The 23171-nt window shown below is 44.6% G+C and carries 19 protein-coding genes; 7 read left to right on the forward strand and 12 right to left on the reverse strand.

From position 1 onward, the window contains the following. Positions 1-14: 14 nt before the first annotated feature. Positions 15-1082: a transcription antitermination factor NusB gene (gene nusB, locus ONT18_RS07805; RefSeq protein ID WP_153113046.1), complete on the reverse strand. Its 1068-nt coding sequence runs from the start codon at positions 1080-1082 to the stop codon at positions 15-17. 284 nt (positions 1083-1366) lie between these two features. Between nusB and ONT18_RS07810 the strand changes: the two genes are divergently transcribed. The 4 genes from ONT18_RS07810 (at position 1367) to ONT18_RS07825 (ending at position 3932) form a co-directional block, all read left to right on the forward strand. Further along, positions 1367-1972 (forward strand): 50S ribosomal protein L25/general stress protein Ctc, encoded by a 606-nt coding sequence (locus tag ONT18_RS07810; RefSeq protein ID WP_264904794.1) that lies wholly within the window; start codon positions 1367-1369, stop codon positions 1970-1972. 51 nt (positions 1973-2023) lie between these two features. Then, on the forward strand, positions 2024-2596 hold the full coding sequence (gene pth, locus ONT18_RS07815) for an aminoacyl-tRNA hydrolase (protein ID WP_006847297.1): 573 nt from the start codon (positions 2024-2026) through the stop codon (positions 2594-2596). Between the two features lie 2 nt (positions 2597-2598). Further along, a complete protein-coding gene (locus ONT18_RS07820) occupies positions 2599-3021 on the forward strand; it encodes an RNA-binding S4 domain-containing protein (RefSeq protein WP_022121567.1) in 423 nt (140 codons plus the stop codon). A 329-nt stretch (positions 3022-3350) separates the two neighbouring features. After that, the gene (locus ONT18_RS07825) at positions 3351-3932 is read left to right on the forward strand and encodes a porin family protein (RefSeq protein ID WP_264904795.1); all 582 of its coding nucleotides are present in this window, start codon (positions 3351-3353) and stop codon (positions 3930-3932) included. 145 nt (positions 3933-4077) lie between these two features. Here ONT18_RS07825 and ONT18_RS07830 read toward each other — a convergent pair whose 3' ends face one another. Beyond that, a complete protein-coding gene (locus tag ONT18_RS07830; RefSeq protein WP_264904796.1) occupies positions 4078-7047 on the reverse strand; it encodes a TonB-dependent receptor in 2970 nt (989 codons plus the stop codon). A gap of 217 nt (positions 7048-7264) precedes the next feature. Between ONT18_RS07830 and aroB the strand changes: the two genes are divergently transcribed. Then, positions 7265-8311, forward strand: a complete 1047-nt coding sequence (gene aroB / locus ONT18_RS07835; protein WP_006847291.1) for a 3-dehydroquinate synthase — start codon at positions 7265-7267, stop codon at positions 8309-8311. A gap of 33 nt (positions 8312-8344) precedes the next feature. Here the strand turns inward: aroB and ONT18_RS07840 are convergent, their stop codons facing one another. The 8 genes from ONT18_RS07840 to rfbD all read right to left on the reverse strand — a co-directional run bounded on the left by ONT18_RS07840 (position 8345) and on the right by rfbD (position 18427). After that, complete coding sequence (locus ONT18_RS07840) at positions 8345-9328, reverse strand: AMP-binding protein (RefSeq protein ID WP_264904797.1); 984 nt, start codon at positions 9326-9328, stop codon at positions 8345-8347. Then, positions 9325-10452 (reverse strand): o-succinylbenzoate synthase, encoded by a 1128-nt coding sequence (locus tag ONT18_RS07845; RefSeq protein ID WP_264904798.1) that lies wholly within the window; start codon positions 10450-10452, stop codon positions 9325-9327. Before ONT18_RS07845 ends, ONT18_RS07840 begins: the two co-directional genes overlap by 4 nt. 59 nt (positions 10453-10511) lie before the next feature. Beyond that, positions 10512-12041, reverse strand: coding sequence for a carbon-nitrogen hydrolase family protein (locus ONT18_RS07850; protein ID WP_118155096.1), 1530 nt, complete (start codon positions 12039-12041; stop codon positions 10512-10514). Positions 12042-12191: 150 nt separating this feature from the next. Beyond that, positions 12192-13934 (reverse strand): phosphoethanolamine transferase, encoded by a 1743-nt coding sequence (locus ONT18_RS07855; RefSeq protein WP_264904799.1) that lies wholly within the window; start codon positions 13932-13934, stop codon positions 12192-12194. Between the two features lie 58 nt (positions 13935-13992). Beyond that, entirely contained in the window at positions 13993-15168 is a 1176-nt protein-coding gene (locus tag ONT18_RS07860; protein WP_437183711.1) for a BamA/TamA family outer membrane protein, read from the reverse strand. An 18-nt stretch (positions 15169-15186) separates the two neighbouring features. Next, complete coding sequence (locus ONT18_RS07865) at positions 15187-16149, reverse strand: PCMD domain-containing protein (RefSeq protein WP_218459291.1); 963 nt, start codon at positions 16147-16149, stop codon at positions 15187-15189. Positions 16150-16394: 245 nt separating this feature from the next. After that, positions 16395-17528 carry a dTDP-glucose 4,6-dehydratase gene (locus tag ONT18_RS07870; protein WP_264904800.1) on the reverse strand — a complete coding sequence of 378 codons (1134 nt, stop codon included), beginning with the start codon at positions 17526-17528 and terminating at the stop codon, positions 16395-16397. Between the two features lie 26 nt (positions 17529-17554). After that, positions 17555-18427, reverse strand: coding sequence for a dTDP-4-dehydrorhamnose reductase (rfbD, locus tag ONT18_RS07875; protein WP_264904801.1), 873 nt, complete (start codon positions 18425-18427; stop codon positions 17555-17557). 715 nt (positions 18428-19142) lie between these two features. Here rfbD and ONT18_RS07880 point away from each other — a divergent pair. Further along, on the forward strand, positions 19143-20789 hold the full coding sequence (locus tag ONT18_RS07880; protein WP_264904802.1) for a DUF6377 domain-containing protein: 1647 nt from the start codon (positions 19143-19145) through the stop codon (positions 20787-20789). Between the two features lie 98 nt (positions 20790-20887). Here the strand turns inward: ONT18_RS07880 and ONT18_RS07885 are convergent, their stop codons facing one another. Continuing rightward, entirely contained in the window at positions 20888-21643 is a 756-nt protein-coding gene (locus tag ONT18_RS07885) for an SDR family oxidoreductase (protein ID WP_117587184.1), read from the reverse strand. Between the two features lie 79 nt (positions 21644-21722). Further along, positions 21723-22229, reverse strand: coding sequence for a histidine phosphatase family protein (locus ONT18_RS07890; protein ID WP_117587185.1), 507 nt, complete (start codon positions 22227-22229; stop codon positions 21723-21725). A gap of 282 nt (positions 22230-22511) precedes the next feature. Here ONT18_RS07890 and ONT18_RS07895 point away from each other — a divergent pair, with 282 nt between their 5' ends. Beyond that, positions 22512-23162 carry a DUF308 domain-containing protein gene (locus tag ONT18_RS07895; protein ID WP_118064608.1) on the forward strand — a complete coding sequence of 217 codons (651 nt, stop codon included), beginning with the start codon at positions 22512-22514 and terminating at the stop codon, positions 23160-23162. Positions 23163-23171 lie beyond the last annotated feature (9 nt).

The raw sequence follows: 23171 nt of genomic DNA on the forward strand, positions 1-23171 counted from the left end.
AAGGCCTCCGTTATTTACTCACCCTCGCCCGGAGCGCGGTGAATGCGCGGACGACGGCCGGCTGGGTGCTGGTTGTCTGGGCGCTGTTTGCCGGCATGTTCGCCGTGCTGTGCATGCTGATGCTGCTTGCGCTCAGGCATCTCCTTCTGGATGAGGTTGCGGCTGATGAGCTCGCGGCAGATGCTGTCGAGCATACCGTTAACATAACCGCCGCTTCGAGGAGTGCTGTATGCCTTGGCAAGTTCTACATACTCGTTGATAGTGACGGTAGCCGGGATGCCAGGGAAGTTCATCACCTCGGCGATGGCAATCTGCATGATAATCACATCCATATAGGCAAGACGTGAGAAATCCCAGTTGCGCAAAGCCTCGCTCATATAGCGCTGGTAGGTATCGCAGTTGAGGATGGTAGCACGGAAGAGCTTGCGTGCAAACTCTCTGTCTTCAGCATCCTTATATTCCGGCAGCAATTCCTGCTTGGCCTTAGCTTCCGGGTCGAAACGCTTGATAGTCTTCAATACGAAAGTATCTATGATATCCTTGTCATCGTTCCAGTAGAGGCTCTTCTCCTCGAGGAATGCATCAAGATCTTCATTGTTCTGAATGAACTGCTTGTAGATACGGCGCCATACCTCACGGTCGCGGCTGTACTCGTCGAGATCGGCGAGTTCCTCATCAATAGCACCGCTGATATAATCAGCATAGAGATCACTAGACGTAATAGCAGTATACACTTTGCGCACCATTTCGATATCCTCATCCCAGTTGGAATGCTTAACATCTATCCATTCGAGCAGCATCTTGTTCTCTTCGAGCTGCAGAGCGAACTTATTGAATGCGAAACGTGGTGAAGGTTCCTGCTCCCCCTCTCTCTTGGCACGAGCTACATCTACATCGTAGCGCTTGCGTGCCTCCTGGGTGATGGCAACGATGAGCTGCAACATGTAGTTGTACAAATCGTATGACTTGGAGAGACTAAACATCAGCTCCTTCTCAGCGTTCTCCATGTTATGATCGCTGTTTTGATAGTATGCGTAGGTTAACTGCACAATCTTACGTCTTATCAAATCCCTATTAATCATTCTCTAATGTTTTTAAAAGATTCATTTATTAAATTACCTAATACGCTTGCAAAAATACACATTAAATAGGTAATAGACAAGAAAACGGGCAAAAATTTCAGTTTATTTAAGCAAAAAATTGTATTTTCAATATTTTTTCTGCATGTAGAACATGTTTTTCGGCAAAAAGTTTGCTCATTCCAAATAATTTTCGTAATTTTGCACCCGCTTTAAGCAAAGCTAATCCGTGTGATGGCGAGTTAAGGCACATTTTTTATTAATAACTTAATTTAGAGTAACACAAAATGAAAGAGATTAATGTAACAGGTCAGAAGCGTACAGACCTTGGCAAGAAAGCTTCTAAGACATTGCGTAAGGAAGGTTTGATTCCATGTAACCTTTATGGTGAGAAGAAGGGCGAGAACGGTGCTCCTGAGGCTTTGTCATTCGCAGTTCCATTCGCTGAGTTGCGTAAAATCATCTACACTCCTCATGTATACGTTATCAACCTCATCATCGACGGTGAGAGCCACACAGCTATCATGAAGGAGATCCAGTTCCACCCAACAACAGACGCTCCTCTGCACGTTGACTTCTACGAGGTTAACGACAAGAAGCCTATCACTATCGGTATTCCAGTTAAGTTGACAGGTCTTGCACAGGGTGTACGTGATGGTGGTCGTATGAACCTCTCTATCCGTAAGATCAACGTTACAGCTCCTTACCAGGTTATCCCTGAGCACCTCGATATCGACGTTACAGAGTTGAAGATCGGTAAGAGCATCAAGGTAGGTGACCTCTCATTCGAGGGTCTCGAGTTGGCTACAAGCAAGGCTGTTGTAGTTTGCTCTATCAAGATGACACGTAACGCTCAGCTCGCAGCTCAGACTGCTGAGGAAGAAGAGGCTTAATCACTGAGTCATCTAGAGATTTTACGAACCTGAGTAAAGCATTATCAAACATTGGATAAATATTTGATTTGTGGGCTTGGTAACCCTGGCGATGAATACGCCGGCACCAGGCACAACACAGGATTTATGGTATTGGACGCTTTTGCTAAAGCGTCCAATATTCATTTTGAGGATAAGCGATATGGCTTCGTAGCCGAGACTACGCTCAAGGGAAGAAAGATTTTCCTGCTCAAACCTACCACATTCATGAACCTCAGCGGTAATGCGGTAAGATATTGGCTGAATCAGGAAAAGATTGACCAGAGCCGACTGCTCGTTATCAGCGATGAGCTAGCCCTGCCTCTGGGTGCTTTCCGACTGAAGGCGAACGGCAGCAACGGTGGCCATAACGGATTGGGACATATCCAGCAGCTTATCGGTCAGAACTATGCCCGCCTGCGCATGGGCATCGGCAACGATTATCCGCGTGGCGGCCAGATAGACTGGGTGCTGGGCAAATATACTGAGGAAGACATGAAGCAGCTGCAGCCGGCCATCGACCTGGGTGTAGAGATTATCAAGAGCTTCGTATTGGCTGGTATCGACATCACCATGAACCAATACAATAAGCTAGGAAAGAAGTAATCATGAAAGAATCAGCAAGAATAGACAAGTGGCTCTGGGCTGCCCGCATTTACAAGACCCGCAGCATTGCTGCCGATGCCTGTAAGAATGGCCGCGTCATGGTGGGAGGCGTAACGAGAAAGCCTTCCTTCATCATCAAGCGTGGCGATGTGGTGAGCGTAAAGAAAGCCCCTATCACCTACTCTTTCGAGGTTCTCGACTGCATAGAGCAGCGCGTAGGCGCCAAGATGCTGTATGGTGTCTATAAAAACGTAACCGACCCTAAGCAATACGAGCTCCTGGAGATGAGCCGCATCAGCGGATTCGTAGACAGAGCAAGAGGCACTGGTCGCCCAACAAAGAAGGAACGCCGAGCCCTGGACGCCTTCGTAGATCCCGCCATGTTTGGATTTGACGAAGAAGACTGGGACGAGGATGAAGAATAAAATAAAACTCCCCCTACACTTCAAAGAGTATAGGGGGAGTTTTCTTGTGTAGTCATAATTATCTTCCTTTCTTTCTTACTTTGCAAATATACAACATTTTAAGATACGATGCAAGAAAATTGGGATAATTATTGCTAAAAATATACGAAATAGAAACTTATATGTGATATTTTGCTGCTTATTTTAAAATAAAGCTTAAAATATTTGGAGCGAATAGAGAAAAAACATACCTTTGCACCTAGTAAAAATGATGGAATCAGCATACACACTGATAACTAATCATACTCTATATGAGCATTATAAACTATTAATTTAAAATATTAGAGATTATGAAAAAATTATTCGTTATGGCAGCTATGGTGCTGTCTTCAGTAGGTGCTTTCGCACAGTACAATGCAGGTGATGTTACAATTCAGCCTAAGGTAGGTTTGAACGTTTCATCTCTTACAGAGGATGATGCAGAATACAAAGCAGGCTTCGTTGGAGGTGCAGAGTTGGAGTATCATGTATCACCAATGTTTGGTATCAGCGGTGGTCTTCTCTACTCTATGCAGGGTGCAAAGATAAAAGACACAGATGTAAAGGTAAAGATGGATTATCTTAATATCCCTATTCTTGCCAACGTTTATGTAGCTCCAGGTCTTGCTTTAAAGGCAGGTATCCAGCCAGCATTTAATCTTAGCAACAAGGTTAGTGTTGATGGCGTTACTGTAGATTACGATAAATATGCACCAGAGGGAGCAGAAGTAAAGTCTTTTGATTTCTCTGTTCCTGTAGGCATCTCTTACGAGTATATGAACGTTTGCTTAGATGCTCGTTACAATATTGGTGTAACAAAGATTGCAGACTTTGACGATGCAGGTTGCAACTCTGTATTCCAGATTACATTGGGTTACAAGTTCGCTCTCTAATCAAGAACTCTTGATAAGACAAAAATAACAATCCCCGTTCTTCATTACGAAGAGCGGGGATTTCTTTTTTTCTCGTCATATCTGTTTGAAATAAGCCTCACATAAACATGGAGTGAGGCTTACTATCGTTTAAAATGAAGCCTTTCTAGAACATTCTGCCGCCTGGACGACCACCGCCAAAACCGCCATTGAAAGGACGGCCATGGAAGTTTGGACGGCCACCAGGACCACCAGGACCTTCAGGTCCACCCCTACGGGCATCCTTGCCTCCGAAGAGATTCAGGCGGTAAATCACGTGCAGCATCGCATAGCTGTTGATGGCATTATACTCCGTATCCGTGCGGGATGTAGCAGAAATGGCACGAGAGAAAGTGCTCTGCTGGCGGAGAATATCGTAGAACTGTAGCATGATGGTAAGAGGCTTGCCCTTCAGGAAACCCTGAGAGAGCTGCGCATTCCATACAAACTCATCCGTATTCATGCTGCTGTCGCTATAACCGCGGCGGCTGCTGATAGAGAGGCTTGAGTTCAGACTGGTTCCCCAAGGCGCTGTAAGCGTCATGCTTGGTCCATAAGAGAACTGCCAGGTATTGAGGTTGCTGGTTGGCTGGAGCTTGTTCTTTGCCTTGTTATAAGTCAGCGTTCCGTCGAGCGAGAATTCAGCCCAGTCGTTACGATAGCTCAGAGAGAGATTCTGGCGCCATGTAAGGCTTCGGGTGGTATTCTTCAGTGAACTTGAATTCTGGTCAACACTCAGATAGCTCACATAATTGTTATAGTTGGCATGGGCTCCGGTATTGATATTCCAGACGCCCGCACTATCGATAGAACAGTTGAACATGAAGGCTCCCATCACATTCCAGTTGCCATTGATATTCTCTGGGGTTGTGGTGCGTCCACCCGTCTTCTCGTCATATTCTACCTTATTGCTGATACTGTTTCGGGTGGTAGAGAAGTTGACAAACGTCATGACACCCTTGTTATGATTCTGCACGAAGTTGTTGTAGAACAATCGGAAGTTCTGCGTAAACGAAGGCTTCAAGCCAGGGTTACCCTTCGAGATGTTCAGCGGGTCGCTGTCATCCACTACATTCAGCAACTGCGAGATGCTTGGCTGCGAGGTTGTACCGCGATAGTTGATGCGCAGGTTGCTCATCTTAGAGAAGCGGTAACGGAAATCGAGCGTAGGACTGAAATTAGTGACTGTGCGGACGGTATCCGTATGATTGCCCATATAATCGTAGATGAAGTTGGAGCGCTGTGGCTGAATCATCACACCGAAGTTGAGATTATACTTATTACGGATGAATCGCATCATCACCTGGATATCGTGAGTATAGTTCTTATATTCAGAATACTTGCTCAGGTCATCATCCTTGGTATCCTCCCAATTGTTTCCTACCCTGTCGAGATAGCTGCCCCAGGTGCGGTAAACAGGAGTGATGCCATCAAAGGAATAATCATCAAAACGGTAGGTGCTGCGATCACTCTTGGAATAGCTGTAAGTAAACTTATAGCTGAACTGCAGGAAGGTAGCCTTCCAGAGCGGTTCACTATAGGTAACCTGACCCGCATAGCTGTAATCCTTGGAAGGTGTCAGGTTATAACGGTTGATATCTGATGCGTTTTTGCCCTGTTCCAATTCCGCAAGATAATAGCGGGTATTCTTGAGCGAGATGCTCTTGCTGTCCTTATCTGTATACTTGGCATCGGCACGGAACGTGATATTACGGCCCTGGGAGTTCAGCTTGCGGTTATACTGCAGCATACCTTTCATATTGTTATTATCTGAATAGCTCAAGCCGCTGTTTTCCTGGCTGTTGACCAGTTTCTGGAGTTCATTCAGTTTACTCTTGCTTTCACCCGTAGAGAGGTCTTTCAGGAAAGCATCCTGAAGCGGATCATCTACATACTCGTAAGGATCGTCATTAAACTGGGCAGACAATCCGGTATTTCTGCCGTCGCTGGTATTCCAGGAGATGGAAGGACGGAAGAGGATATTGGTCATGGAATCAGGCATCCACTCCAATCGGATGTTACCATTCCAGCTGTTGCTGCGGGAGAAACTCTGGCTCAGGCTATTGCTGAAAGAGCTGCTGCTACCCATGAAGTTCTCGCTGGAACGACGGCTCCAAATATCACCATCGCTGTGATTCCAGCGAAGTGAAGTATTGAACTTGAATTTATCTTTCAGTTCATAATTATAGTTGGCAGCAATCATCTTGCTGGCATTCAAACCGTTGGCACCGCCCCAGAATCCTCTGCCAGGACCGCCTCCGAAACCACGGTCGCTGGTGTTATTGGCATTGGCAAAGAGCATGAATCGGTTGTTATCACTGAAATAACCTCCCATGCCACGCATATTGTAGCGGCTCTTGTTGCCCACACCCAGGTCGATATTGGAAATCAAACCCTTGTTCATACCCTTCTTCACACCGAAGTCGAGCACGGTCTGCTCCTCGCCATCATCAATACCGGTCACCTTAGAGAGATCACTCTTCTCATCGTATGCCTTGATTTTCTCGATGATGCTGGTAGGCAGGTTCTTCAGGGCAGTCTTGGTATCGCCCGTCATAAACTCTTTGCCATCTACGAGAATCTTCTTTACTTCCTTACCATTGATCTTGATAGTACCGTCATCGCTCACCTCTGCACCCGGCAGACGCTTTACGAGTTCCTCTACTACCGAGCCTTCCGGTGTGCGATAGGCAGAAGAATTGTACACGAAAGTATCCTCCTTCAGAGTTACCTTCTGAGCCATAGCTGTTACCACTGCACCTTTCAGCATGATAGCCTCAGCACCCAGCACAATCTTACCCATAGCCAGATCCTTGTTATCAGAAATTTGGATACGCTTCACGGTAGACTTGTATCCTACGCTCGAAATCTTGAGGAGATACTTGCCATTTGCCGGAGCGGTGACATGAAAGAGTCCATGCTCATTACTGATGGCACCAGCCACATACGTGCTGTCGCTCTTAAGCAATTGAACAGTTACCTGCTCAATGGCCTCCTTGGTATCGCGGTCGGTAATCTGACCGGATATCAGTCGCTGTTGAGCAAAGGATGCTATTGCCATCAACAGCAGCAGCATCGTCAGAATCGATTTTTTCATTCTTATTTTTAATTTGTTATTATTTCCAACTATGAGTGTTTTCACACATAATCGCTATGATATTCTATTATCATTTTTGTTACTCGATTGTTTTGACGCGTTAAATACACCAAGGTTTAATGCATTCTGAGATAAAAAACGCAAATTTAGCAACTTTTTTTTTGTATTGTCTCCATTTTAGTGTATCTTTGCACAAAAATTAATACGTTAGAATGTTATGGAACAAAGAGTAATCATATCAACCCAACTGGAAAGCGAACTGGTAAGTGCACTTTCTGAGTGTGAGCACGACAAGCTTTTTGTGCTTACAGATACTACGACATTGGAACTATGCATGCCTGTATTGCAGAATTTTTACTGCATGAAGGAAGCCCATATCATCACTATTCCGGCTACCGACAGCCATAAAGACATCGAAAGTCTGATGATGGTATGGAAAGGACTGCAGGAGGGAGGAGCTTCACGCCACTCCTGTATGATTAATCTGGGCGGCGGTATGGTAACCGACCTGGGTGGCTTTGCTGCCAGCACTTTTAAGAGAGGTATCAACTTTATCAATATCCCTACCACCCTGCTGGCTATGGTAGATGCATCGGTAGGTGGAAAGACAGGCATCAACTTCGGCGGACTGAAGAACGAAGTAGGTGTGTTCAACGATTCTAAGTTCGTTATTCTCGATACAGAATTCTTAAAGACGCTCGATGCAGAAAACATCTGTTCGGGCTATGCAGAGATGCTGAAACACGGTCTGATTTCTACAGAAGCAATGTGGGAAGAACTGGTCAGCTTTGACCTCGACAAGCCTGATCTGAAGCAGTTGCAGCGCATGGTAGGCGACAGCGTGAAGGTAAAGGAGCGCATTGTAGAGCAGGATCCTCACGAGCAGGGCATCCGCAAGGCGCTGAACCTGGGCCATACTTTCGGTCATGCGTTTGAGAGCTGGGCATTGAAGCGCAAGCCTATCCTGCATGGTTACGCTGTGGCATTCGGTCTCATCCCTGAACTCTATCTGAGTGTTGCCAAGACCGGATTCCCTACAGAGAAGATGCGCCAGACCGTAAACTTCATCAAGGAATTCTATGGTACACTGGATATTACCTGCGATGATTATGATGAGCTCATCGAACTGATGCATCATGACAAGAAGAACCAGAATGGTATCATCAACTTCACGATGCTGGGCGGCATAGGAGATATCCGTATCAACCAGACAGCTACGACAGAAGAGATCAAGGAAGCACTCGATTTCTTCAGAGAAGGATAATTCAGCTAAAGAATCTTTCTTCAGAGAATCTCTTTAAAGAAAGATAGAGCGCTTCGGCTTTCCGGTTTCGGTAAGCGGGAGTTGATTTACATGAAGGAATTCCCTTGGAATCCAATATTTATGATCAGATAAGAGGCGGCGAACAGTCGCCTCTATTTTTTTCATATCCTCATCTTCCGTTAAGAGGACAGCAATCTCTCCAAACTTCCCGTCTTTTTTCTTGGCTATCATGAAAGGTTTTTCAAGATAAGGCTTCAACAGAGCCTCAACCTCTTCTATCTGTATCTTGATGCCTCCGCTGCAAATCACATTGTCTTTTCTGCCTTTGATGCGAAAACGGAGTTTTTCCACCTTATTATATATATAGGATTCTATTTCCACTATATCGTTCGTTATCAGGAGCTCAGCACAGACCTGCGGAGCATCTATTACCAGACATCCTTCCTCGGTCTGACTGATTTTCACACTATCGAAAGGCTGGTACCATTCGCTAGCCTCATCACCGTTAATTCTTCTCAGGGCAATATGCGAGAGCGTTTCGGTCATTCCGTAGGTACTCCAGATGGCAATTATGCCGGGAAGAGCCTTCAGTTTCTGTTCGAGAGCCTCATCTATGGCTCCGCCACCGATAATAAGATGCCTGATACGGCAGAGACGAGCCCGCTCTTCAGGAACCTGCAGGGTGTTATAAACCTGCATCGGGACCATCGCAGCGAAAGTAATCTCTTCATTTACATCTTTCAAAGGATGCCCACTTGGGCAAACAGAAATAAGATGGAGATGGCGCTCTATACTCCGCACCACCACCATCTTACCTGCAATATAATCGAGCGACATACAGAGCAGGGCGCTATCACCAGGTTTCAATCCCAGGAAATCACAAGTGATGCGGGCTGAGTTGAGCATTCGCTTCTTCTCTACCATCATCGGCTTGGGCTTTCCCGTGGAGCCACTGGTATGCACCAGCACCCGGTCGCTACCGTTATTCCATTCTGAAAGGAAATCTTCTAAAGTCATTTTACTACAAACAGTTTGTCACCACGAATCTCCAAAGGCATCGGTATATTATCAGTAAAGAGCTGACCGGTACCCAAGCCTTGCGGCATCTTGACATTAGGACCATATACTTTAGCTGCATAATGAGCAATAGCATTCAGACCGATATTACTCTCAAGAGCAGAAGTAATCCAGCTGCCGATACCGCGCTGGTTAGCCAGTTCTATCCACTCGTTACATCCATAGATTCCACCATGAAGTGAAGGTTTGAGGATGATATACTGAGGACGGACGGTATCGAGCAAGGCCTGCTTCATACTCCGGACATTCACACCAATCAACTCCTCGTCTAGGGCGATAGGAAGCGGTGTTTCGCGACAAAGCTGAGCCATCTTAGGCCACTGATGCTGCTTGATAGGCTGCTCAATCGAATGAATGTCATATTTAGCCAAAGCCTCCAGCTGACTCATCGCATTCTCCGGCAAAAAGCCACCATTGGCATCTACACGCAACTCAACCTGCTCCTTGGTATACACATCACGGATGCGCTTGATGAGATCGAGTTCCTTGAAGAAATCGATGGCACCGATCTTCAGTTTCACGCAATGGAAACCCGCCTGGAGTTTCTCCTCCAATCGGGCCAGCATCTCCTCATAAGTACCCATCCACACCAGTCCGTTGATGGTGATGCCCTCTTCTCCCCTACCGAAAGGAGAGTCGAAAAGATCTGTCAGGTTCTCCATTCCGGCTGGAACAGAAACCCCTTTCTGCTTCAACATTTCTGAAGAAGAAGATGCTCCTTCAGCAGGAACAATCTCCAAAAACTTCTTCGCTGCATCGAAGAACGAAGCGAAGGCTGTTTCCAAACCGAAGGTGATGCTAGGATAAGCACGAATCATATCGTATGGAATGCGTCCCATCTGCTCCACCATCTGGCACACCTGTCTAAGGGTGACGGCATATTCCGGTTTGGCATCGCAACTGAGATCTGGGAGCGTAGCACACTCTCCCACTCCCTCTACCCCTGGCAATTCATCCGATGTAAGGGTGAGATAATAACTGTGTCTCGTGGTATAAACCCCACGAGACGTGCCTGCCGGCTGCTTGAAATGGAGCGTGCGCTCCGAGATTTCTATCTTATACACTTTATTTAAATGTTAAATGTTGAATGTTGAATGTTGAGTGTTGAATTATCCTTCCTCACTTACTTCTTCTGTTTCAATTCATACAGATCCTTGCGGCGGTCGCGAAGATTTCTTACAGCACCGTAGGTATGAAGCTCATTCAAGAGATTCAGGTCAACATCTGATACGAGAATCATCTCGGTATTAGGTGTTGCCTCTGAACGCTTGCCATCGTTAGGGAAAGCAAAGTCGCAAGGGGTGAACACGGCGCTCTGGGCATACTGGATATCCATGTTGTGAACACGTGGCAAGTTGCCCACACTACCCGCAATGGCTACATAGCACTCGTTCTCGATGGCACGCGCCTGGGCACATACTCTTACTCGGGAGTAAGCATTCTGGGTATCGGTCATGAATGGAACGAAGAGAATCTGCATGCCATCCTCAGCCATTAATCTTGACAACTCAGGGAACTCCACATCATAGCAGATGACGATACCAATCTTACCGCAATCGGTATCGAAGGTCTGGATATGGCTACCACCACTCAATCCCCAGCACTTCTGCTCATCTGGTGTAACATGAATCTTTTCATACATATCCACGCTACCATCTCTACGGCAAAGGAAGCCCACATTATAGAGGGAATCGTCCTTAAGATAAGGCATACTACCCGTGATGATATTGATGTTGTAACTGATGGCCAACTCGCGGAAACGGTCACGGATTTCTTCGGTATACTGCGCCATCTTTCGGATGCTCTGTGCCTCACCCAAATCATTGAAACGAGCCATCAAAGGCGCATTGAAATACTCAGGGAAGAGAATGAAATCGCTCTTGTAATCGCTCACAGAATCAACGAAGAATTCAACCTGTTCAAAGAGGTCATCCACCGAAGCGTATGGGCGCATCTGCCACTGTACCAATCCGATTCTTACGGTTGGCTTGCGGTCTACATAAGAATCCGTAGGTGGCTGATAATAGATATTATCCCACTGCAAGAGGGTGGCGCAGTGTTCGCTCTCCTCATCGCTAGGAAGATAGTTGCGGATTACGCGGCGCACGTGGAAATCATTGGAAAGCTGGAAGGTAAGAACCGGGTCATAGATTTCACGGTTTCTTACATGCTCGATATACTCCTTAGGGCGCATCTTATCGGCATACTTGTGATAGTTTGGTATACGACCGCCAAACATGATAGCCTTCAGGTTGAGCTTCTCGCAGAGTTCCTTGCGATACTCATACATACGGCGAGCCAGGCGCAAACCACGATAATCAGGGTGGATAAATACCTCGATGCCGTAAAGAATGTTTCCCTTAGGATCGTGGGTATTGAAGGTTTCATTACCCGTAACCTGAGCATAGGTATGATCACCCTTCACCATATTATAGTTAACGATAATAGAGAGCGCACAGCCCACAATCTTATCATCAACGATAATAACCACCTGTCCCTCAGGGAAGATAGTAATGAGTTTCTTAATCTGTTCTTTTGTCCAGAATACATCTGAGTCTGCGTAAATACGCCTAAATGACTTGGCAAGCTGATCATAATCCTCCATGCGAAGGTTGCGCATGCCTACCTTTTCGATTTTTCGAGTTGGTTCCATAACAACTGTATTTTTATTATTATCTAAATCCGGGTGCAAAGATACAGCAAATTATAGATACGACAAAGAGTTTTCGCAAATAATTGACATTTACGAAAACTCTTTTCATGTATTTTACACAAAGAGCGCGTTTACGCTTAAAATCAGATGCTAATATTTGGCATTTTCCTGTGGAATCGCTTTATCATGATCATCCAGATAAAACAACTTCACAGGATGATACTTCTCACTTGCCACAGAATATTCATCCTGGCGATAACGGGTCAGGATGCCTCCTATCCCCAACATCGTATGAAAAGCCGAAAGACTCGTCTGTACCTGTTGGGTACGATGACCAGACAAAGTTTTCAGTATTCCCGGATATTGTTTTCCATAACCATCTGATGTCCAGATGATGAAAGGAACATGCAGCTCATAATCAGATGCCTTCGGGGCGGCGTGCAGAAAGAGGCGACGGTCATCATCAAAGATATTCTCTCCATGGTCGCTGGTATAGAGCATCGCCGATGTAGGTTGGCTATATACCCCATCCGTCTTTGCCTGAGTTTTCTCCCATTTCTGCAGACGTTCTACGATACCATGCAGGATATAATCGGTATACCGGATGGTATTATCGTATGCATTCAGCAGGTCACGCCGGTTCTCCGGCTTCGCTTCGCTCTTACTGTCAGGTTTAAAGAAAGCGAAATTACGGGGATAGCGCTCCTGGTAATTAAAGTGAGAACCATAAGTATGAAGTACCACGAAGAGTTTCCGATAACGGTATTGCTTGGATGAAGAAGCATCTGCCGCAGGCAATATCCCATCCAACTTCTGCAACAAATCACTATCATAATGATTATCTTTTGCAGAAGCACCTTCCTTCAGGAAGTAATGTTCATCAGCCTGTTCGCCAAGGAAATCAATAAAAGAATGATTAGGCAGCTGATTGCTGATAAATACGGTATGAAATCCCGCCTCCCTGAAAGCAGCCAGGATACCTTTCTCATGAAAGAGACGTTCGAAATCCTCTGCTGATGCAGCCGACAGGAGCATAGGAACACTCTTATGCGTAGTATTACTCTGGGTTGTAGCATCGGGAAAAGCTATGATTCCAGGAGTCTTGGAAAGCAAAGGATTGGTATCGCGCGGATAGCCATAGAGACTGAAATTGTGGGCTCTCGCCGTCTCTCCCACCACCATCACATACACCTCGGGAGCCTCAGCATCGTGCTCGCTCCTGGCATCAAACCTGAAATTCCTGCTTGCCTCCCTGTAATTCTCTGAAGCCGCATCACGCTCGAAAGCAAGATAGAGATTATAGCAAACGTTAACAGGATAAAGCTGGTTGCGCAAGCGATAATCATCTACAGCCACATAGCAAGCCAGCAGACAGAATAAGCCGACAGCAGCTATCTCCAAAGCCCAACGACGCACTCGATGCTGGAGTTGAACCACTATCATCCCTTTCTTGCTGATATTGACAACAGCCAGAACCAGCAAAGGAAGATAAACCACAAAAACACCCACCACAGCAGGCAACAGATTACCAAGCAGTTCCTTCACCTCGCCAGGATTGGTAGTTACAAGATTCAGAAACATATCTACCGCTATCACTCCCGTCCCGAAGAGATAAAGCAATACCAGTTGGAAGGCAGCGAAAAAAACAAAAAGAAAAGCCCACCAGATCATCTTACCCGGGCATCTGGTTAACGAAAAGAACCACATGTAGAGTGCCAAAGGCAGCAACACATTGGCACCACAAGCCCAAGGAGCCAGACATTCGGTATAGCACAGAGCTATATTAGGCAACAACAATGCTACCACAGCATACCCGTAAAGGAATGCGCCCGATGACACCTTATTATATATAGGCAACACCACATTATTATATATATCCGTAAAACTGTTCATTCTACTTTTTCATTAACACTTTAAAGAGCATTATCAAACTACATAAAGAGCATTATTACTAAAACGCTTCATTGATATTGAAGAGAAAACCAGACTGCCCCGACTTACCGAATCCATAATCCAGACGTACATTCACATTCTTCTTAAATTCCCAGCGATAACCTACACCGGCATTCGGCAAAATCTGTTTAGAGCGCAATGCCGAGAATTTTGGGAAGATGGTTCCTGCTCCAACCCACACTACGATGCCATTACGCTTCCATACATGTTGGCGCAACTCAACCGTAGCTTCCAGAGAATGTTTATCGCGATAACGGCCTTCATAATAGCCACGCATGGAATGAGTACCACCCAATTCAGCCATCATTCCCCACGAAGGATTACCAAAGTTGAGGTTAGCCCCAATGTCCTCGGCAAGAACCGTTCCCTTACCCAGTCGCTGATAGGCATCAAAACGAAATGCCGTCGTACTGAAGGCATAATCATTCCCCATAAATTTTGGTCTGAACATCTGATTGATATTCAGATAGATACCACGATGTGGGTTCGTAAGATTATCTCTGTTATCATATACCAGAGAAACACCCGCTCCTACATTCCATGTATGACGGTCCATGCCCTGCAGCAATTCCGGACGTTCAATATTTCTACCTATTACATAGTCATAACTCGCCATCGGTCCGATATAGAAATTATCTGCTACACGAAACAGGAAGCTAACTTCAGCCTGAGCCTGCCAACGCTTCATGTCACTCTTATTGGCATCGTTATCGCCCATCTCATAGCCTATTCCCCAAAAATCAGAGGGAAAAGAATAGAAATAAAGGTGATAATCGATGCGATATCTTCCTTTAGGAGCAATATGGTTACCACGGACACCCAACATGTAGAAACCTACAGAACTGACATCACCATAAAGCGAGACATTAGAAGGAGGAAGAATACTGTCATTCGGATCAGTACGGTATAGTCCTGCTGCCACCAATCCCAATCCAAACTTGGTATCAGAGGCATAATGAGGGCCACCTATCACACTAAAATCGAAACGCTTATGCTTCTTGTTTTTATTGGAATCATTAAAGTAGTCAAGAATCCGGTTCACCCATGATTTCCCGGCATGTAAAGCCATCGTATCCACCTTCTCTGCAGATGAGATACTATCGGTTACAGAAGGCTCAGAGGCATAGCTGCCCAATGCCAACATCATAATAAGTATTGTCAGAATATGCTTCATTTTGTCGATTTTATTATTTTAATACACCAATGCTACATTATCAATCCACAAGGTATTGCCTGGAGTTCCGATATAGGCTCCACCATCGGATGAGGAGAACTGAAGAATCAGATGAGTAGGCTTTTCGTTAGCACTCGCCCATCCTACTTCTTTTACCGGCACACTCTTACCCTTGCTGTTACGGGCATAGTCAGTGGATCGCAGTCCCATAGTAGCAGCCTGATAACCTGCCATGTGGCGGATATCGCCATAATGGATTGTATAGGTAGCATCTTCCACCCATCTATCGGTACTCTTTCCGAATCTGACTACCATCGTACCCACACGTTTAGCTGTTATATTTCCCTTAGCATCTTCATGACGTTTCTGCAGATAGAGCACAGCTATAGCATGATCTCGACCTGCAACCGTAGAGGCTCCGCTAAATCCATTCTGCTTGATACGATTGGCTGCATTAGGAAAAGAAGTCTTATAATCAAAGCGCAAAGCCTTAGGACGTGCGGTGAATGGTATACCCCAGTTGATGGCTTTAGGACCATCCTTGGTACTTGTTATCGGTTCACGAACATCACCCAGAAAGAGAGAACCGGCAGCCAAGACCTTGATATTGATGAGTCCCAGCACTTTTACTTTCTCAATATGGGTTACCAGTTTGGCACAATATCCACTACCATGTTTATCACGAAACACAGAGTTATTCGTCTTATAGATACCCGATACATGTGCCAGGACATTAGAGGAACCCCAAGGCGAACCACCCTTATTGCTATAAGGAATATTACCATTGATAGTCATATTAGGTCCAACGGCATAAACTTTTTTCTGATTTCCTCCGATAATGCCTGATTCTTTGATATTCCTGATTACCCAGTGGTCCATATTACCATATTTAAAAGGAACCACCTTTTCCTGTCCCTTAACGGGAAGGCACGACAAGGTAGCAACCGCCATAACGATGCCTGATATTATTATTTTCTTCATATCTGTTTTTTTTATATCATTAAGGCTGCAAAGATAGAAAAATATTTTCTAGTTTTCAGTTTTCTTCGACATAAAGCATAAAAAATTAAGAAATAATAATATATTTACAGCATTTTAATTGCCATAAAACAAAAAAGTCCTGCATTTGCTGTTATAAACAAATACAGGACTCCTGATTCAATATACAAAACAGAATCTCTTGCACCGGTTACAATAGAGACATGTTCCGATTACTCCAAAAGCTATTATCGGTTTGAATACATATTGTCGTAGTACTTCTGGTAATCACCCGATGTTACATTGTCCATCCATTCCTGGTTATCGAGATACCATTTCACGGTTTCCTCGATACCCTCCTCAAACTGGAGAGATGGCTCCCAACCCAATTCCTTCTGCAGCTTTCTAGAGTCGATGGCGTAACGCATATCATGACCCTTTCTGTCTGTTACATAAGTAATCAAATCCAAGTCAGCACCCTCAGGACGACCGAGCAATCTATCAACAGTCTTGATAACCACCTTGATGATATCGATATTCTTCCACTCGTTGAAACCGCCGATGTTATAGGTCTCGGCAATCTTACCCTTGTGGAAAATCATATCGATGGCACGGGCATGATCTACTACATACAACCAGTCGCGCACGTTCTCACCCTTACCATATACTGGCAATGGCTTGCGATGACGGATATTGTTGATGAACAAAGGAATCAACTTCTCTGGGAACTGGTATGGACCATAGTTGTTTGAACAGTTGGTCACGATGGTTGGCATACCGTATGTATCGTGGAAAGCACGGACGAAGTGGTCTGAGCTTGCCTTAGATGCTGAGTATGGAGAGTGAGGATTGTACTTGGTAGTCTCTACGAAGAACTCCTCGCCGTAAGCCTCGTGGTTCTTACCGCTTGATGCCTTGGTGGTGAAAGGAGCAGGAATACCCTCAGGATGAGTCATCTTCAATGCACCGTAAACCTCATCAGTAGAGATGTGGTAGAAGCGCTTGCCCTCGTAACCCTCAGGAAGACTCTCCCAGTAAATCTTTGCAGCCTGGAGCAGAGACAGGGTACCCATCACGTTGGTATGAGCGAAAGTGAATGGATCCTTGATACTTCTATCTACGTGGCTCTCGGCAGCGAGATGGATGATGCCATCCACCTTGTAGTCCTGCATCAGTTTCAACATCAGGTCGAAATCGCAGATGTCGCCCTTAACGAAAGTATAGTTAGGCTTGTCCTCGATGTCCTTGAGGTTAGCCAGGTTGCCTGCGTATGTCAACTTGTCGAGGTTGATGATGTGATACTCAGGATATTTGTTCACGAAAAGTCTTACTACGTGTGAGCCAATGAAACCAGCACCGCCCGTGATAATGATATTCTTCATTTCAATTAATAATTTATAATTAATAATTATTTTGCTGCCGCCAATTCAGCGATGCACTTCTTCAAACTGTCAGTCCAGTATGGCACCTTGAATCCGAAAGTCTGCTTCAGCTTACTCTTGTCAAGTACAGAGAAGTGAGGACGCTTCACTGGGCTTGGGAACTCCTCGCTGTAGCAAGGCTGTATATCGCAAGTATTTCCGCTCAGTTCGCAGATAATCTTAGCGAAATCAAACCAAGAGCAGACACCCTCATTAGAGAAGTGGTAGATGCCCGTCTTATCCAACTGGTCAGTTTCGATGATATGTGAGATGACAGCAGCCAGGTCGCCAGCGTAAGTTGGAGTACCCACCTGGTCGAAGACCACCTTCAGGGTGTCGTGGCTTGCCGTGAGACTCTGCATGGTCTTCACGAAGTTCTTACCCCACTGCGAGTAGAGCCATGCTGTACGGATGATGATATGCTTGCATCCAGTAGCTTCAATACTCTTTTCGCCTGCAAGTTTCGTTTTACCATATACCCCCAAAGGATTCGTTTCCCAATCTTCACGGCAAGGTATATTCTTATCGCCCTGAAAAACATAGTCGGTAGATACATGAATCAAAGTACCATCTACCTCCTTCATAGCCTGTGCCAAATTTCCCGCAGCAGTATTGTTGAGCAGATTAGCCAGATCGTAATCTGTTTCAGCCTTATCTACGTTGGTATAAGCAGCGCAGTTAACAATTACCTGAATATCATTCTCCCTCACCTTTTCTCGGATAGAGTCAAGATTGGTGATATCCAGTTTTTCATAGCCTTCAGCCACATCGGTGAAGACAAACTTGTGATTGCTTTTTTGGGCACAGATTTGCATTTCATGTCCCAATTGACCATTAGCGCCTGTTACTAATATATTCATTGTTTTAATATTTTATTCAATATAATATTTTAAAGTCTACTAACCATTTCCCTCTACACATGAAGAAAACTGATATTTTCTTTCGAAATCTATTTCCTACTACCTATATATAAATCCATTCATCTATATATAAATATGTGGCAAAGGTAAAAAAATAATTTGAGTTGACCAAAGAAAAGAAAAAGAAAAGAGAAGAAACTAACATATATTAAACAAAGACCGCCACACTTTTTCACAAAAGCATGGCGGTTTTCCCTAAAACATAATAGATAAGCTTTGCCTTTAAGGGCAAACTTGAATCATCAAGTAGCCTAGTCTATTACCAATCCTTTTTTCCCTAATATAAACTAAACCTGTTTTCCTATTTAAATCAACATACTAAATCAACAAAAGGAATTTTCTTTATCATTAAATACTTTTAGAAGACTTGAAGTGGTAATTAAACCATTAAAACTACTGTTTTCTGATTTCGTTTGCAAAGTTATATCATTTTTTTCAAAGTTGTATACCTAAGTAGCATTTTGGTAAAAAATCAGCCTACCAAAGAAACAGATAACTCATTAAGAATCAGACGCTTTAATATATTAACTATTTTTATCTAAAGTAAATGGCATTATATGAAAGGAAATTTGTATCTTTGCACCACAAAACGGACAAAAGGACGAAAATAACATTTAAAAGACAATTTTATTATAATTATAAAGAAGCATTAAAGATGAAACTACTTATATATTTACTTCTTTTGCTTACTATGCCATTGGCTGCTCAAGGCAAAACGGACGAGAAGACTTTATTGGATCGTATTGACAAGATGATTGAAAACGACCAATATTATCAGGGAATCAAGGAAAAGGAATTGAAACATCTGAAGCGGCAAGCTTATGAAGCTGAAGACAACCAAACCCGACTACTGTTTCTTGACAGCATATATCATGCCTATAGCGCTTACCGCTACGATTCAGCATACGCATATATGAAACAGGGGCTTGAATTGGCAGAAAAATGTCATAACACCTATTATATCTTACGCAACCAGATAAACCAGGCGTCAATACTTTCGGTAAGGGGTTTTTATAGCAAAGCAGAAAACATACTCAAATCTCTCAATCCTGATGAGATGCCATACCAGTTGAAGCTATACTATTACTTCACATACGCCTGGCTCTACAGCTATTGGGAATCATACTCCAAGAACTCAGATTACGCCGAAGAATTCCGTGCCCAGAAGAAACATTATATGACCCTTCTGATACAGAGTTTCAACGAAAACAATAAGCATAACGTCTTCTATCAGTATCTCATGGGCGAATACGCCTATCTCCACAACCCTACCAGCAAGGAATCGCTCAACTATTATCTGAAGGCACTGAAGATGTCGCCAGCCAAATCCCGTATCCATGCCATGTCAGCTTATGGTATAGCCAGATATTACAAAAAAACCGGCAAATTCGACCTTTACGAGGAATTTCTCGTAGAGGCATCCGTGAGCGATGGATTGTGCCAACTCAAAGAAACTGTTGCGCTTCAAAAGCTAGCCTACTACATCTTTAAAAAGGATGCGAGCAACAGTAAGAGAGCTGCCAAATATATCCAGCACACGATGGAAGATGCACAGTTCTTCAACAACCAACTGCGCATGATGGAGATTTCCAACATCCTTCCAGTCATCGCTTCAGCCAACCAGCAGGCTGCCGAGCGCTCTCGTACCCGCTTTCTTTGGGGGTTCATTGGTGTAAGCATAGCGCTGGTCATCATCCTTATCCTCTCCTTAGTCAACAACCGACAGAAGAACAAGCTGAAGAAAAACAAGGCTGAGATTGAAGAACAGAACGAGAAGCAGAAAGAGATGAATGCACAGCTCACCGAACTGAACCAGCAGCTGGTAGAGACCAATATCAAGCGAGAGACCTACATGCGCCTCTTTATGGACATCAGTGCGGCTTATATCAGCAAGTTATCAGATTACCGCAAACTGGTAAGCCGTAAGATCAAGGCAAACCAGACCGCCGATTTACTGAAGAGTCTCAACACCCATAAATTGGAAGAAGAGGAATCACAGATGTTCTACAACCGGTTCGATAAGGCATTCATGGAGTTGTATCCGGGTTTCGTTACTGAGTTGAACAAGCTCCTGCTGCCAGAATGTCAAATGGAAGTTCCTACTACGCACGACCTGACCACTGAGATTCGCATCTTTGCCCTGATGCGACTAGGTGTAACCGACAGCCAGGAGATTGCCACCCTGCTGCATTACTCCACCCAGACCATCTACAACTACAAGTCTGGAATGCGAGCAAAGGCGATTAATCGAGATACATTCGAATCAGATATCAATCAGCTTTGCCACATCATTAATAGTTAATAATTAATAGTTTACAGTTTATAGCATAAACCGCTTTGACTATCTTGCTCAACGGCGCAGCCTCTATAAACTATTAACTATTAACTGTAAACTATTAACTAGCTTCTGTGTATCACGGTTCCATTAGCCTGATGCGTAGCAAGAACCAGCACCTCAGCTATTTGCACATGTTCTGGGGCACTTGCAGCATAGAAGGCGACATCAGCTACGTCATCGCCGTTCAGAGGCTCTATGCCGCGGTAAACGTTGTCTGCGCGGTTCTGGTCACCATGGAAACGGATGTTAGAGAAGTTTGTTTCAACCAAACCCGGTTTCACATTGGTAACACGCACTTTCGTATGTGCCACATCAATGCGCAAGCCGTCAGTAATAGCCTTTACAGCCGCTTTGGTAGCACAATATACATTACCTCCTGCATAAGCAGCATCACCCGCCACACTACCTATATTGATTACATGACCATGATTACGCTCCACCATACCAGGTACAATCAGGCGAGTCATGGTTAAGAGGCCCTTAATATTGGTATCAATCATCTGGTCCCAATCTTCAAAATCGCCCTCATATTCAGGTTCCAATCCACGTGCGAGTCCCGCATTATTGATAAGCACATCCACATTGCGCCACTCCTCAGGGATGTAATCCACCGCTTTCTTGGCAGCTTCACGGTTACGCACATCGAAAGCCAAGGCAAGCACCTCAACGCCCTCAGCCTCGAGTTCTTTCTTCAGGATTTCCAACTTTCCCGTGTTTCTACCTGTAAGAATCAGGTTATAGCCGCCACGGGCAAAACGACGTGCACAACCTTCGCCAATACCGCTTGTTGCGCCTGTAATAAGAGCAATTTTATTCATATTCTTTGATACTTTGAATTATACTTAGAACTTTTGATACTTTGAACTTTATGATTAGCGAAGCAATTGAATTCTTCACTTAAAGAATAAGGACTCTGACCTCAGCATTCGCCATTTTCTCTATCTGGTTCATCGGACGTTTATAATAAACACTCTGGATAGCCTTATTGATGATGCCATGCCCCACAGCAAGAACGGTCTGGTCAGGATAAGTAACCTTGAGCCAGGTAAGGAAATTCTGGGCTCTTGATTTCATCTTTTCCAGCGTCTCTATGTTGTCCGGCCAATCCTTTGGGTCCTTCGGCAGGTCAGGGATGAATTTACCCGTAAAATCGCCCCAATCGCGCTCTCTGAGCAAGGGAGTGGTGACAACGGGATGCGAGCCGGCGATAATTTCACAGGTCTGTATACTGCGATAGAGATCGCTCGATACGAAAACATCGATAGGTGTGTCCGCCATTTTCCTGGCCACTTCCTCAGCCTGCTCAATACCTTTCATATTGAGTTTTCCCGGTGTTTGTCCCTGCATAATTTGCGCCTTGTTATCCACCGTTTCACCATGGCGCACCAAATATAATTTTGTCATTGTCTTTACTTTTTCCGTCTATATCAAAAATGAGTTTTTACTTTTCCTAAGTCTATACTCCAGACATAGTTTTTACTTTCACTAAGTCTCTTTCCAAGACATCATGATTCTGATTTTGCTTACAAAATTACGGCTTTCTATCGAGACCAACAAATAATTTGCGTTAAATATAGCAATAATTAGCGTTAAATATAGCAATAATTTAAGTTTATATAAAAAACTTCTTGCTAGTTTCGGATTTCTTTCGTAACTTTGCCCCGAAATAACAAAATCAGTTTTAGTATGAAGGTAATACACAGTTCAATATTCCGCGCAGTATGCGCCATCATCGTAGGAGTCCTGCTCATCCAATATCGTGAGCAGACTGTCACCTGGATAACCATCGCCATCGGTGTTTTGTTTTTCCTTTCAGGTGTCATCTCCCTTGCCAGTTATTGGGCAGCCAAGCGCAATGCAGAGAAGATGCAGGGCCAGATTCTGTCTGATTCCAATGGTAAGCCTATCATGGGCATGCTGCCTAAATTCCCGCTTGTGAGCGTAGGCAGTCTTATCCTGGGATTGCTGCTTGCCCTGATGCCTCAGGTGTTTATCGCCTGGCTGATGTTCATCCTGGCGTTCATCCTGATTTTGGGCGCTCTGACCCAGTTTGTCAACCTGGCTTCAGCAGCTAAGATGGGACGCGTAGGCATTCTCTTTTGGCTCTTCCCTTCAGCCCTTCTTCTGCTGGGTCTGCTCGCCATCATCAAGCCTTCAGCCATCGCCTCTGCTCCTCTTTTCATCATCGGTTGGGGTATGCTCATCTATGGAGTAGTAGAGCTTCTCAACGCCTTTAAAGTCTCCAACAACAAGAGAATCTGGCTGAAGAACCAGCAGCAGAAACAGGATTCAAAGGAGATTTATGTGGATGTAGAGGAAGTGAAGAACGAAGAGTAAAACAACGAA

Source organism: Segatella copri, from assembly GCF_026015295.1.
Classification (GTDB): domain Bacteria; phylum Bacteroidota; class Bacteroidia; order Bacteroidales; family Bacteroidaceae; genus Prevotella; species Prevotella copri_C.